The organism is Streptomyces sp. NPDC001770 (assembly GCF_053596135.1).
In genome coordinates, this window is sequence record NZ_JBSFFN010000004.1 from 197452 (window position 1) to 211637 (window position 14186).

The following is a 14186-nucleotide window of genomic DNA, read 5'->3' on the forward strand; positions in this document are numbered from 1 at the left end:
CCCCAGGGCCCAACTCCGGGCCCATAACGGACTATTCAGCCGGCGGGGCAGTACGGGAGCGGGGGCCGGCAGCGGAGGCGGGCACGACAGAGCACCCGGGGCCCGGACGTCCGTGGTGGACGTACGGGCCCCGGGTGCGAAGGTCACACGGTGCGGGAAACGGCTCAGGCGACGAGGTTCACCGAGCGGGCCATGGCGGCCCCGATCTCCTCGGAGATCTCGTTCAGCACCGGCTGCGGGACGGTGTCGTCGACGGTGAGGACGACGAGCGCCTCGCCACCCGCGTCCGAGCGCGAGACCTGCATGCCCGCGATGTTGAGACCGGCCTCGCCGAGGATGCGGCCGACGGTGCCGACGACACCGGGACGGTCCTGGTAGCGCAGGACGACCATGTGGTCGGCGAGCGCCAGGTCGACGTCGTGCTCGCCGATGGCGACGATCTTCTGGAGGTGCTTGGGGCCGGCCAGCGTGCCGGAGACCGAGACCTCCTCGCCGCCCGCGAGGGTGCCGCGCACGGTGACGACGTTGCGGTGCTCGGCCGACTCGGAGCTGGTGGTGAGGCGGACCTCGACACCGCGCTCCTGCGCGAAGAGCGGGGCGTTGACGTAGCTGACGGTCTCGTCGACGACGTCCTCGAACACGCCCTTGAGCGCGGAGAGTTCGAGCACCTTCACGTCGTGCTGGGTGATCTCGCCGTACACCTCGACGTCGAGCCGGGCCGCGACCTCGCCCGCGAGGGCGGTGAAGATACGGCCGAGCTTCTCGGCGAGCGGCAGGCCCGGGCGCACGTCCTGGGCGATGACGCCGCCCTGGACGTTGACCGCGTCGGGCACCAGCTCGCCGGCGAGCGCGAGGCGCACCGACTTGGCGACGGCGATGCCCGCCTTCTCCTGGGCCTCGTCCGTGGAGGCGCCGAGGTGCGGGGTGCAGACGACCTGGTCGAACTGGAAGAGCGGGGAGTCCGTGCAGGGCTCCTTGGCGTACACGTCGAGGCCGGCTCCGGCGACGCGGCCCTCCTTGAGGGCGGAGGCGAGCGCCTCCTCGTCCACGATGCCGCCGCGGGCCGCGTTGACGATGCGCACCGAGGGCTTCACCTTGTGCAGGGCCTCGTCGCCGATGAGACCGAGGGTCTCGGGCGTCTTGGGCAGGTGCACGGTGATGAAGTCGGAGACCTCGAGCAGCTCGTCCAGGCTGAGGAGCTTGACGCCCATCTGCGCGGCGCGGGCGGGCTGCACGTAGGGGTCGTACGCGACGATCTTCATGCCGAAGGCGGACATGCGCTGGGCGACCAGCACGCCGATGCGGCCGAGGCCGACGACGCCGAGGGTCTTCTCGCTGAGCTCGACACCCGTGTACTTGGAGCGCTTCCACTCGCCGTTCTTCAGGGCGGTGTTGGCCTGCGGGATGTGGCGGGCGGTGGCGACCAGCAGACCGCAGGCGAGCTCGGCGGCGGTGACGATGTTGGAGGTCGGCGCGTTGACGACCATCACGCCGGCCTTGGTGGCGGCGGAGACGTCGACGTTGTCCAGACCGACACCCGCGCGGGCCACGACCCGGAGCTTCTTCGCCGCGGCGATGGCCTCGGCGTCGACCTTCGTGGCGGAACGCACCAGGATCGCGTCGACATCGGCGATGGCCGGGAGCAGTTCGGCGCGGTCGGCGCCGTTGCAGTGCCGGATCTCGAAGTCCGGCCCCAGGGCGTCGACCGTGGCGGGCGACAGCTCTTCGGCGATGAGTACGACAGGTTTCGAGCTCACGTGTGTCCTCACAAATCCAGTGCGGACGGCCGTCCCGACGGCCGCAGGCGGTGGAGGCTAGCCGCGTGGAAGACGCACGACACTGTGGGCCCTGACGCGTATATGTGTTGAGCAGTGTAGTCATGCACCGGGGCAATGACTGCTCCCCGGTGGAAGGATCACCCTCACGAGATGGGACGGCCTGTACATACGTACGACCGCAGCCTCTCGGTGGCGCCCTTCCGGTCTGCGTTTCCTTCCGCTTCGCCCGTCGCGCCCCGCAGTGACACGGAGCCGGGCGATGCACTGCCGGGCGGCCCCGAAGAGGCCGCCCGGCAGTGAGAGGCTTACGCCTCCTCGTCGTTCACCCAGCTCATGAGCTTGCGCAGCTCGCGGCCGGTGGTCTCCAGCAGGTGGTCGCTGTCGGCCTTCTTGTACTCGTTGTACTTGGGCAGACCGTTGTGGTACTCGGCCATCCAGTTCTTGGCGAAGGTGCCGTCCTGGATCTCCGCGAGGACCTTCTTCATCTCGGCCTTGGTGGCGTCCGTGATGATGCGCGGGCCGGTGATGTAGTCGCCCCACTCGGCGGTCTCCGAGATGGACCAGCGCATCTTCTCCAGGCCGCCCTCGTACATGAGGTCGACGATGAGCTTCAGCTCGTGGAGGCACTCGAAGTACGCGATCTCCGGCTGGTAACCGGCCTCGGTCAGGGTCTCGAAACCGGCCTTGACCAGGGCGGCGGTGCCACCGCAGAGAACGGCCTGCTCGCCGAAGAGGTCGGTCTCGGTCTCCTCGGTGAAGGTCGTCTTGATGACGCCGGCGCGGGTGCCGCCGATGCCCTTCGCGTACGAGAGCGCGAGCTCCAGGCCCTTGCCCGACGGGTCCTGCTCGACGGCCACGATGCACGGAACGCCGCGGCCCTCCTCGTACTGACGGCGGACCAGGTGGCCCGGGCCCTTGGGGGCGACCATGCAGACGTCGACGTTGGCCGGCGGCTTGATGAAGTCGAAGCGGATGTTCAGGCCGTGCCCGAAGAACAGGGCGTCGCCGTCCTTGAGGTTGTCCTTGATGGACTCCTCGTAGACCTGGGCCTGGATCGGGTCCGGCACGAGGATCATGATGACGTCGGCCTCGGCCGCGGCCTCGGCCGGGGTGACCACGCGCAGACCCTGCTCCTCGGCCTTGGCCTTGGACTTGGAGCCCTCGTGCAGACCGACGCGGACGTCGACGCCGGAGTCGCGCAGCGACAGCGCGTGGGCGTGGCCCTGGCTGCCGTAGCCGATGACCGCGACCTTGCGGCCCTGGATGATGGACAGGTCTGCGTCGGCGTCGTAGAACAGCTCGGCCACTGGTGATTCTCCTTGTGTGCAGGTGTTGCGTCCCACCGTACGGCGGGGGGCGCCGTGTACGTTCTCCGGTCTCGCCATCCGAGCGGCGAGACGGGGGCGGAGGGCCCGGGCTGTGCGCCGCGGGCCCCCCGAGGGGTCATGCGGTGCGGTCGAGAGCGCGCAGGGATCGGTCGGTGATCGAGCGCGCGCCGCGCCCTATGGCGATGGTGCCGGACTGGACGAGCTCCTTGATGCCGTACTGCTCCAGCATCTTGAGCATCGCGCTCAGCTTCTCGGCGCCTCCGGTCGCCTCGATCGTGACCGCCTCCGGGGAGACGTCCACGGTCTTGGCGCGGAACAGCTGGACGATCTCGACGATCTGCGAGCGGGTTTCGTTGTCCGCACGGACCTTCACCAGGACGAGCTCGCGCTGGATCGCAGCGCCGGGCTCCAGTTCGACGATCTTCAGGACGTTGACCAGCTTGTTGAGCTGCTTGGTCACCTGCTCCAGGGGCAGGTCCTCGACATTCACCACGATGGTGATGCGGGAGATGTCGGGGTGTTCGGTGGTCCCGACGGCGAGCGAGTCGATGTTGAACCCGCGTCGGGAAAACAGGGCGGTGATCCGGGCGAGGACACCGGGCTTGTTCTCGACCAGGACGGAGAGCGTGTGCTTGGTGGACATGGAGTCGGTCTCTCTCTGTCTCTCAGTCGTCTTCGTTGTCGCCGAAGTCGGGGCGGACGCCCCGGGCGGCCATGACCTCGTCGTTGGAGGTGCCGGCGGCGACCATCGGCCACACCATGGCGTCCTCGTGGACGATGAAGTCGACCACGACCGGCCGGTCGTTGATGGCGTTCGCCTCTTCGATGACCTTGTCCAGGTCGGCGGGGTCCTCGCAGCGGATGGCGTAGCAGCCCATCGCCTCGGACAGCTTGACGAAGTCCGGCACCCGGGTGCCGCGCTGCGTGACGCCGTCGGTGTCGGCTCCGCCGCTCAGCACGGTGTTGGAGTACCGCTGGTTGTAGAAGAGGGTCTGCCACTGGCGGACCATCCCGAGGACGCCGTTGTTGATGATGGCGACCTTGATCGGGATGTTGTTCAGGGCGCAGGTGGTGAGTTCCTGGTTGGTCATCTGGAAGCAGCCGTCGCCGTCGATGGCCCAGACGGGAGCGTCCGGGCGGCCGACCTTGGCGCCCATCGCGGCCGGGACCGCGTATCCCATCGTTCCGGCGCCCCCGCTGTTGAGCCAGGTGGCGGGCTTCTCGTACTGGATGAAGTGCGAGGCCCACATCTGGTGCTGGCCGACGCCCGCGGCGAAGATCGTTCCCTCGGGGGCCAGTTCGCCGATGCGCTGGATGACCTGCTGCGGGGAGAGGCTGCCGTCCTCGGGCATGTCGTAGCCGAGGGGGTAGGTCTCGCGCCAGCGGTTGAGGTCCTTCCACCAAGCGCTGTAGTCGCCGGTGTTGCCCTCGGTGTGCTCGGCCTGGACCGCCTGGACCAGGTCGGCGATGACCTCCCGGGCGTCGCCGACGATCGGCACGTCGGCGAGGCGGTTCTTGCCGATCTCGGCCGGGTCGATGTCGGCGTGGACGATCTTGGCGTACGGGGCGAAGCTGTCCAGCTTGCCGGTGACGCGGTCGTCGAAGCGGGCGCCGAGGGCGACGATCAGGTCGGCCTTCTGCAGCGCGGTGACGGCGGTGACCGAACCGTGCATGCCGGGCATGCCCACGTGCAGCGGGTGGCTGTCGGGGAAGGAGCCCAGCGCCATCAGGGTGGTGGTGACCGGGGCTCCGGTGAGCTCGGCGAGGACCTTCAGCTCGGCCGTGGCACCGGCCTTCATCACGCCGCCGCCGACGTACAGCACCGGGCGCTTGGCCTGGGTGATCAGCCGGGCGGCCTCGCGGATCTGCTTGGCGTGGGGCTTGGTGACCGGGCGGTAGCCCGGGAGGTCCTGGGTGGGCGGCCAGCTGAAGGTGGTCTGCGCCTGGAGGGCGTCCTTGGCGATGTCGACGAGGACAGGGCCCGGACGGCCGGTGGAGGCGATGTGGAAGGCCTCGGCGATGGTGTGCGGGATGTCGTCGGCGTTGGTGACCAGGAAGTTGTGCTTGGTGATCGGCATGGTGATGCCGCAGATGTCGGCTTCCTGGAAGGCGTCCGTGCCGATGGAGGCGGAGACGACCTGACCGGTGATCGCGACGATCGGCACGGAGTCCATGTGCGCGTCGGCGATCGGGGTCACCAGGTTGGTGGCGCCGGGGCCCGAGGTGGCCATGCAGACGCCCACCTTGCCGGTGGCCAGGGCGTAGCCGGAGGCCGCGTGACCCGCACCCTGCTCGTGCCGGACCAGGACGTGGCGCACCCGGGTGGAGTCCATCAGCGGGTCGTAGGCGGGGAGAATGCAGCCGCCGGGAAGGCCGAATACCGTGTCGGCGCCGACTTCTTCGAGAGAGCGGATGAGGGACTGCGCACCCGTGACGTGCTCAACGATGGCGGACGGCTGTCCGCCGGTACGGGACCGCGACTGGGGGTGGTGGGCCCCGGTGGCCTGCTCGGTCATCGGCATTCTCTTCTCGAGGCTGAGGGTTTTGCGGGGTTTTGGGGAGTGCCAGTGCAACAAAAAACCCCTCGTGCCGTGAGGCAAGCGAGGGGAGCGCGCCGGTGGGGTAAGCGGAGTGTCGTATGACTCCGCTTCAGCCGACGCGCTTTCCAAGTACGAGAATTCGGGTGCGCATGGCATTGACCCTCTCTCCGGCACGGCGACCGTGTCAAGCGGGTGGGACGGACGTCTCATCATGTGAGCCGCCCAGCCGGGGTGGCGACCCCCCGGCGAGGACGGGCTGAGCTGCCGGTACTCCGGGTACGGGGAAGTGCCCGCGGCGCAGCGCGTGGCGCAGCCGGTACTCGTCCAGCGGCCCCGAGAAGGCCATCCCCTGGCCGTGGGTGCACCCCATGGACCGCAGCGCGAGCACCTGCTCCGGGACGTCCACGCCGTCGGCCACCGACTGCATCCCGAGGTCGCAGGCGATCCGCAGCAGCCCGCTGGTGATCTTGTGCAGCCGGGCCGACTCCACCACGCCTTCGACCAGGCCCCGGTCGAGTTTGAGTACGTCGATGGGGAGGCGGCGCAGTGCGTTGATGGCGGCGTACCCGCTGCCGAAGCCGTCGAGCGCGATACGGACGCCGAGGCGGCGCAGCGCCACCAGGCGGCGTTCGAGTTCGTCGAAGGAGATCCGCGGGTCGCTGTCGCCCACTTCGATCATCAGGGCGCCGGAGGGCAGGCCGTGGCGGGTCAGCAACGCCTCGACGGAGCCGAAGGGGAGGGCGTTGTCCAGCAGGCGCCCGGCGGAGAGCCGGACGGAGACGGAGACCGGGTACCCGGCCCGGGTGCGCTCGGCGGCCTGCTGGACGGCTTCCTCGAGCAGCCAGCGGCCGAGTTCCGCGGTGCGGTCGCCGTCGTCGGCCACGCGCAGGAACTCGGCGGGGGTGAAGAGGATGCCCTGGGCGGACCGCCAGCGGGCCTGTGCGGCGACCGCGGCGACGGTGCCGGAGGCGAGGTGCACCACGGGCTGGTGGAGCAGGGCGAACTCGCCCTCGCGCAGGGCGGTGCGCAGCCGGGCCGCGAGCTCGGAGCGGCGCACGACGTCGGCCTGCATCTGCGGGGCGTACAGCTCGACCCGGTCCTTGCCGGCGGCCTTGGCGCGGTACATCGCGAGGTCGGCGTTGCGCATGAGGTCGGTGGGGGTGATCCCGGGCTCGGCGAAGGCGACACCGATGGAGGCCGCCACCCGCACCTCGCCGGTGCCGATGAGGTACGGCTGGGAGAGGGTGAGGCGCAGCCGGTCCGCGATCTCGTGGACCTGGTACTCCCGGGCGGCCTGGTCGCGGGTGCCGTCTCCGACGATCAGCGCGGCGAACTCGTCGCCGCCGAGCCGCGCCGCGGTGTCGGCGGCGCGGACCGAGTCGGCGAGCCGCCGGGCGGCCTGGACGAGGAGTTCGTCGCCGGCCTGGTGCCCGATGGTGTCGTTGACGGCCTTGAAGCCGTCGAGGTCGATGAAGAGCACGGCGGTGCCGAGGTCGCCGGCCCGCCGTCCGCCGAGGGCCTGGCGCACCCGGGAGGTGAAGAGCGCCCGGTTCGGCAGGTCGGTGAGCGGGTCGTGTTCGGCGTTGTGCTGCAACTGCGCCTGGAGCCGCACGCGTTCGGTGACGTCGCGGCTGTTGAGCAGGAGGCCGCCGTGGTGGCGGTTGACGGTCGACTCGACGTTGAGCCAGTCCCCGGAGCCCGACCGGAAGCGGCACTCGATCCGGGTGGTGGGCTCCTCGGCGGGCGGGGCGGCGAGGAAGCGCCGCACCTGGTGGACGACTCTGCCGCGGTCGTCGGGGTGGATGATCGAGATGAGTTCGGTTTCGAGCAGGTCCTCCGCCGGGCAGCCGTACACCCCGGCCGCCGCCGGACTGACGTAGCGGAGCTTGCCGTTGGGGTCGGCGATCATGATGACGTCGCTGGAGCCCTGGACCAGGGAGCGGAAGTGGTTCTCCTGCTGGGCGAGTTCCTGGGTGAGGGTGAGGTTGTCCAGGAGCATGATCGCCTGGCGCAGTACGAGGGCCAGCACGACGGCGCAGCCGGTGAAGACCACCACACCGTCGACCCGGCGGCCCTCGACGACGTTGTACAGGATGCCGAGGGTGCAGACGGCGGCGGCGAGGTAGGGCGTGAGCGCGGCCAGTGATCCGGCGATCGGCCGGCTGGTGGTGCGCCCGGCCCGGCCGGGGCGTTCGGCGTACGCGGGGTGCCCGGCGGGTGCGGTCGTATGGCGTACGCCCCAGGGGGCGTAGGCGAGCAGCAGCGAGCCGGCGAACCAGCCCGCGTCCAGGAGCTGGCCCGAGTGGTAGGTCGAGCGGAGCAGCGGGGAGGTGAACAGGGCGTCGCTGACGACGGTCAGGGCGAGTCCGGCGATGGCGGTGTTGACCGCCGAGCGGTTGGCGTTGTTCCGCCGGAAGTGGAGGGCCAGGACCATGGAGACGAGCACGATGTCGAGCAGCGGGTAGGCGAGCGACAGTGCGGCGCGGGCGACGCTCTCCCCCTCGCCGACGACGTCGGTGGTGTGCGCGAGGGCGAGGCTCCAGGAGAGGGTGAGCAGCGATCCGCCGATGAGCCAGGCGTCCAGCACCAGGCAGACCCAGCCGGCCCGGGAGACGGGGCGTTTGGCGAGCACCAGGAGTCCGACGATCGCGGGCGGGGCGAAGCAGAGGAAGAAGAAGTCGGCGGCGGAGAGCGGCGGTACGTGCCCGTCGAGGACGACTTCGTACCAGCCCCAGATGGCGTTGCCGCAGGCGGCCATCGCGGACGAGAACGAGAAGAGCAGCCAGGCGGCCCGGGAGGGACGCCCGGCCGCGCCCGCGTACAGGAAGCAGGAGACGGAGGCGATGAGGGCCGCCAGGCTGAGGCCGAAGTCGCCCATGAAGAGCGCCAGTCGGGTCGAGCCCCAGCCGACGGCGGCACCGACCGCGTAACCCGCGCAGACGACCGCGAGCAGGACCTGGGGCAGCACCCGCGCGCGGGCGGACACGGCCGGCCTGCGGGAGAGCGGGGCGTCCAGGGCACTCACCGGACCGACCCCCGGTCCAGGTCGTGTTCCGCAGGTCCCGCCTGTCCGGCGGCGTCCGGCACGCACGCTCGCCGCGCCACCGCGCGAACTGCCGTCGCGCTCCGGCCCGCAGCCACGCGGCGGAGCACCGGTCGCGACGGCGGGCGGCTGCGGCGCAGCGCTCGCGTCGAGGACCGCTGTCGCCGGTTCCGCGTCCGTCCGTCCCGTTTTTGGCCGCACATCGCCCACTGCCCCCTCGCGTCCAGCTGCCCGCCCCGCCGCCGTCCTGCCACGGCGCAGCCCCCGCCTCTGGACGATACACCAGACCCGTCACGCAGGGCCATACTTCCTCTACTCTCCGTGACGACCTGGGGTGTTGTGCGTACGGGGCGTGCTGTCGCCGCTCCGGACCGCTGTCAGCCGGTGGTGTGCACGACGTTGTGCACGGGCTCCCCCGCGGCGAACCGGTTCAGCTGACCGGCGATCAGCCGCTTGGCGCGCGGCAGGAACGCGGAAGTGCTGCCGCCCACGTGGGGACTGATCAGTACGTTGGGGGCGTGCCAGAGCGGGTGGCCCGCGGGCAGCGGTTCCGGGTCGGTGACGTCGAGTGCGGCCCGCAGCCGCCCCGACTCCAGTTCGGCCAGCAGCGCCTTGGTGTCCACGACGGGGCCCCGGGCCATGTTCACCAGCAGGGCGCCGTCCGGCATCGCTGCCAGGAAGGCCGCGTCGGCCAGCCCGCGCGTGGACGGGTTCAGCGGGGTGGAGAGGATCACGACGTCCGCCTGCGGCAGCAGCGCGGGCAGTTGGCCGAGGGCGTGGACGGGCCCGCGCGCGGTGGTCCGGGGGGTGCGCGCTACGCGCGCGATCCGCGCGCACTCGAAGGGCGCGAGCCGGTCCTCGATGGCCGAGCCGATGGAGCCGTACCCCACGATGAGCACCGACTTGTCGGCGAGCGCCGGGTAGAAGCCGGACCGCCACTCCTCGGCGTCCTGGCCCCGCACGAACCCCGGTATGCCGCGCAGCGAGGCGAGGACCAGCGCGAGGGCGAGCTCGGCGGTGGACGCCTCGTGCACACCCTTGGCGTTGCAGAGGCGCACGCCGGCGGGAAGCCCGGCGAGGGCGGGTTCCACGTGGTCGGTACCGGCCGAGAGGGTCTGGACGACCTGCACGGCCCGCATCTCGGGGATCGGGCGGACGGACGTCCGCGCGGTTTTCGCGTACGGCACCACGTAGAAGGCGCACTGTGCCGGGTCGGCCGGGAACTCCTCTCCGCCGTCCCAGAAGTGGTAGGTGAAGCCCTCGGGAAGCCCGGACATCTCGTCGGCCGGAAGCGGCAGCCACACGTCGGTGCAGGTCGTGGAAGTCATGCACCCGAGGCTATGCGAGGCGGTGGACGTCATGCCTCCGAGGTCGTGCGGGGCCGGCGGACGTCATGCCTCCGAGGTCGTGCGGGGCCGGCGGAGGTCGTGCCACCGACACCGTGCGGGACCCGTGGACGCCATCTTCCCGAGGCGGGAGGCAGGCCGTCGGGGCGCGCCGCCGAGGCGTCGGGGCGTCTTCGCGGGAAGCTGTCCTCCCCGGGGCTGTCCCGTGATCCGTGCGGCGTCCGGGCACGCGAGCCCGGCATGATCCGGACGAAAGGCCCTGGCCGCGTGACGCGACGTGCTGATCCACTCCCTATCGTGGGAGGAGCACGGGGCGGGCCCTGGGCGGTGCCGGACACGGCCGAGGGAGGGTTCGGGGAGTTGGAGCGCAGGACGATCGGTGGGGCGGCGCTCGCCGTGGGCGCGGTGGGGCTGGGCTGTATGCCGATGAGTTGGGGCTACAGCGCGTCACAGCGGCTCGGCGAACGCTCGGTGCGTACGGTGCACGCGGCTCTCGACGCGGGGGTCCGGCTGCTCGACACGGCAGACATGTACGGCCCGTTCACCAACGAGCTGTTGGTCGGCCGGGCGTTGAAGGGCCGCCGCCAGGACGCCTTCATCTCCACCAAGTGCGGGCTGCTGGTGGGGGATCAGCACATCGTCGCCAACGGCCGTGCCGGGTACGTGCGCAGGGCCTGCGACGCCTCGCTGAGGCGGTTGCAGACCGATGTGATCGACCTGTACCAGCTGCACCGCGCCGACCCGGAGGTGCCGGTGGAGGAGACCTGGGGCGCGATGGCGGAGCTGGTGACCGCCGGGAAGGTACGCGCACTCGGGCTGTGCGCCGTGGGGGCGCGGGTGCCGCGCCGGTCCCGGGCCGGGCTGTACGACGCGACGATCCGGCAGCTGGAGCGGGTGCAGCAGGTCTTCCCGGTCAGCGCGGTCGAGGCGGAGCTGTCGGTGTGGTCGCCGGAGGCGCTGGTCTCCCTGCTCCCCTGGTGCACCGCGCGCGGGGTGGGGCTGCTGGCCGCGATGCCGCTGGGCAGCGGCTACCTCACGGGCACCCTGAAGCCGGGGCAGGGCTTCGAACCGGACGATCCCCGGGCCCGGCACCCCCGGTTCACCGCCGAGATGATGGCCGCCAACCAGCCGTTGGTGGCCGGGCTGCGCCGGGTCGCGCAGCGGCACGGGGCGACGCCGGCGCAGGTGGCGCTCGCGTGGGTGCTGCGGCAGGGCCCGCACGTGGTGCCGGTGCCGGGGGCCAAGCGGGAGGAGTGGGCGGTGGAGAACGCCGGGGCCGCGGCGCTGGCCCTCACCGGCCGCGATCTGGCCGAGATCGCCGCGCTCCCGCCGGCCCTGGGCTCGTGGGACTGAGGGCGCCCCGGCTCGCGGACTGACAGCCCTCGGCTCGCGGGCTGACGGCCCCGCACGGCTGCCGCCTCCGGCAGCGCGGCCGGAGTGCGACCGGAGTGCGACCGGTTCGGCGCGATGCCCGACTACCCCGCGCCGGTACGGGCACCATGGGCGGGGGCGGTCCGTGGACGGGCGGCCCGGAGCGGACGACGGGGCCCGGCGGGCCCGGAGAAGGATCGGTTCTGTGCGCGGTGCGGTGTTCGAATCAGTACGTGTCCGGGGCGCACGCGGCCCGGCGGTGGTGGCCCTCCTCGTGGCGGCGGCCCTGGCGTTGACCGCCGGCTGCTCGTCGTCCCCGGAGGGCCCGGCAGATCCGGGGGCCACGGACGCGAGCGGCCCCGCCGAGGCAGCCTCGCCGTCGGCCTCCCCGTCCCCCACGGTCTCGCCGCCGCCCGCCGAGGGCTCGGCGAAGGTCGTCTCGACCCTCACCACCGGGCTGCGATCCCCCTGGGGGCTCGCGGTGCTGCCCGGCGGCGATCTGCTGGTCTCCTCCCGGGACGAGGGCACGGTGACCCGCGTCGACGCGAAGACCGGCCGCAAGACCCTGCTGGGGTCGGTCCCCGGGGTGTCGCCGGCCGGTGAGGGCGGGCTGCTGGGGCTCGCGGTCGCCGCGACGTACGGCGCCGACCACCAGGTGTACGCGTACTTCACCACCGAGTCCGACAACCGCATCGCCCGCATGGTGTACGACGAACGGCGTCCGGCAGGGGAGCAGTTGGGAGCGCCCGACACCATCCTGCGCGGCATCCCGAAGGGTGCCGTCCACAACGGCGGCCGGATCGCGTTCGGCCCGGACCGGATGCTGTACGCGGGCACCGGCGAGACCGGCGACGACGGACTGGCCCAGGACGAGGACTCGCCGGCGGGCAAGATCCTTCGGATGACCCCGGACGGGGAGCCGGTGCACGGCAATCCGGCGGCGGACTCGGTGGTCTACTCCCCCGGTCACCGCAATGTGCAGGGGCTCGCGTGGGACGGCGGGAAGAGGCTCTGGGCCTCGGAGTTCGGCCAGGACACCTGGGACGAGCTGAACCTCATCGAGCCGGGCGGCAACTACGGCTGGCCCGAGGTGGAGGGGATCGCACCGAAGGGCGCGGGCGGTGACTTCATCGACCCGGTCGCCCAGTGGAAGACGGCCGAGGCGTCGCCCAGCGGCATCGCGTACGCGAGGGGCTCGGTCTGGATGGCGGGGCTGCGCGGCGAGCGGCTCTGGCGGATTCCGCTGAGCGGCTCGGCGAAGGAGCCCCTGGCGAAGCCGCAGGCGTTCCTGGAGGGGACGTACGGCAGGCTGCGGACGGTGGTCGCGGCGGGCGGCGACAAGCTGTGGGTGGTGACCGGCAACACCGACGGGCGCGGCGACCCGAAGCCGGGCGACGACCGGATCCTGCTGGTGGAGGTCGGGTAGTGGCCGGACGCTGGGATCCGGCCACTACCTGGTCCGGGCCGGGTCAGGTGCTCGGCAGTCCGACGATCAGGTCGAAGAACATGGCGATCGAGAGGACCAGCCCGATCGCGCCCAGCACCACGCCGCCGAGGGCGACGGAGCGGATCCAGGACGGCTGCGGGTGCGCGGAGGGCGTGCCGAAGGCGGGCCGTACCAGCACGAAGACGCCGACGAGCACGGCGAGGATCGCGAAGATGCCGTTGACGAGGGCGGTGGTGTGCCAGGAGTCGCCGTAGATCTCGGAGATCTGCTGGGCGGCGCTGCCGCCGTTGGAGGTCTTGATCTGGCCGATCAGGGTCTCGCGCTCGGAGGCGACCTTGCCGGTCCAGCCGCCGACCAGGCCGACGACGCCGAGGGCGGTCGAGACGACGGCCCCGGCTCCGGCGCCGATGCCCCGGGAGGCGGCGTCGTCGTCGGGATCCTCGTCGTCCAGCCCCTCGTCCAGGTCCTCGAACCCCTCGGAATCGTCGGTCGTGCCGAGGGGGCCGGTCTTGGTGAGGGCGTCGGACGGCCCGTTCTTCTCCCCGGCGGCCGGGGAGCCTCCCTGCGCCACCGCGGCGGCGGCTTCGGACGTGGGCGGCTGCTCCTCGCGGTCGTCTTCGGCGGCAGGGGCGGTAGAGGTCTTGGAGGTGGAGGTGTTCATGCGCCGCACGCTAGGGGTCCCGTATGAGAACCCTCTTAACGTCACGGTCCCCCGGCGGCCGTCCTGGGCGGTTCAGGCCCGTCCGGCCCGCCATTCCGGGGCGAGGACCGACCAGATCTCGGTGTCGTGGCGCACACCGTGATACGCGTAACTCTCCCGGAGGACCCCGTCGCGGGTCATGCCGAGCCGGCGGGCCACGTCGATGGACGGGGTGTTCCCGGCGGAGGCGTGCCACTCGATCCGGTGCATCGACCGGACGTCGACGGCCCAGTCGATGAGTACGCGCACGGCCCGGGTGACCAGGCCGCGTCCCATGGCGTCCGGTTCCAGCCAGCAGCCCACCTCGCAGTTGCCCTCCTCCGCGTCGAAGATCCGGAAGAGCACGCCGCCGACGAGGGTGCCGTTCAGCCGGATGCCGTAGAGCCGTCCGGTGTCGGCGGCCTGCTTGTCCGCGTACCGCTGGAGCAGGGCGCGGGCGGAGGGCAGGTCGGTGGCGAAGCTCGCGAAGGGGATCCAGGGGTCGAGGGCCGGGCGGGCCCGGTCCATGTGGGCGAGGAACTCCTCGGCCTGCCAGACCTCCAGCGGAAAGAGCTCGGCTCCGTCCTCACCCAGGCTCACTGCGAACATGCGGCTCCTTCGTCATCGGTACGCACGCCGGACACACCGGCACGC

General features: G+C 71.7%; 10 protein-coding genes. 2 read left to right on the top strand and 8 right to left on the bottom strand.

Going from position 1 to position 14186, the window contains the following annotated elements:
- Positions 1–164 precede the first annotated feature (164 nt).
- The 6 genes from serA to ACWCSV_RS06030 form a co-directional block, all read right to left on the bottom strand.
- The gene (gene serA, locus ACWCSV_RS06005; protein WP_390962493.1) at positions 165–1757 is read right to left on the bottom strand and encodes a phosphoglycerate dehydrogenase; all 1593 of its coding nucleotides are present in this window, start codon (positions 1755–1757) and stop codon (positions 165–167) included.
- Positions 1758–2083: 326 nt separating this feature from the next.
- On the bottom strand, positions 2084–3085 hold the full coding sequence (gene ilvC, locus ACWCSV_RS06010) for a ketol-acid reductoisomerase (RefSeq protein WP_327178153.1): 1002 nt from the start codon (positions 3083–3085) through the stop codon (positions 2084–2086).
- A 136-nt stretch (positions 3086–3221) separates the two neighbouring features.
- Entirely contained in the window at positions 3222–3749 is a 528-nt protein-coding gene (ilvN, locus tag ACWCSV_RS06015; protein ID WP_386886297.1) for an acetolactate synthase small subunit, read from the bottom strand.
- A gap of 22 nt (positions 3750–3771) precedes the next feature.
- Positions 3772–5628: an acetolactate synthase large subunit gene (locus tag ACWCSV_RS06020; RefSeq protein ID WP_451138918.1), complete on the bottom strand. Its 1857-nt coding sequence runs from the start codon at positions 5626–5628 to the stop codon at positions 3772–3774.
- 202 nt (positions 5629–5830) lie between these two features.
- A complete protein-coding gene (locus ACWCSV_RS06025) occupies positions 5831–8671 on the bottom strand; it encodes a putative bifunctional diguanylate cyclase/phosphodiesterase (protein ID WP_451138920.1) in 2841 nt (946 codons plus the stop codon).
- 395 nt (positions 8672–9066) lie between these two features.
- A complete protein-coding gene (locus tag ACWCSV_RS06030; RefSeq protein ID WP_451138922.1) occupies positions 9067–10017 on the bottom strand; it encodes a 2-hydroxyacid dehydrogenase in 951 nt (316 codons plus the stop codon).
- A gap of 378 nt (positions 10018–10395) precedes the next feature.
- Between ACWCSV_RS06030 and ACWCSV_RS06035 the strand changes: the two genes are divergently transcribed.
- Both ACWCSV_RS06035 and ACWCSV_RS06040 read left to right on the top strand, forming a co-directional pair.
- Entirely contained in the window at positions 10396–11388 is a 993-nt protein-coding gene (locus ACWCSV_RS06035) for an aldo/keto reductase (protein ID WP_451139106.1), read from the top strand.
- A gap of 223 nt (positions 11389–11611) precedes the next feature.
- Positions 11612–12832 (top strand): PQQ-dependent sugar dehydrogenase, encoded by a 1221-nt coding sequence (locus ACWCSV_RS06040; protein ID WP_451138924.1) that lies wholly within the window; start codon positions 11612–11614, stop codon positions 12830–12832.
- Between the two features lie 43 nt (positions 12833–12875).
- On the opposite strand, the gene ACWCSV_RS06045 is transcribed toward ACWCSV_RS06040, so the two are convergent.
- Both ACWCSV_RS06045 and ACWCSV_RS06050 read right to left on the bottom strand, forming a co-directional pair.
- On the bottom strand, positions 12876–13514 hold the full coding sequence (locus ACWCSV_RS06045; protein WP_451138926.1) for a hypothetical protein: 639 nt from the start codon (positions 13512–13514) through the stop codon (positions 12876–12878).
- A gap of 72 nt (positions 13515–13586) precedes the next feature.
- The gene (locus tag ACWCSV_RS06050) at positions 13587–14141 is read right to left on the bottom strand and encodes a GNAT family N-acetyltransferase (protein WP_451138928.1); all 555 of its coding nucleotides are present in this window, start codon (positions 14139–14141) and stop codon (positions 13587–13589) included.
- Positions 14142–14186: the final 45 nt, after the last annotated feature.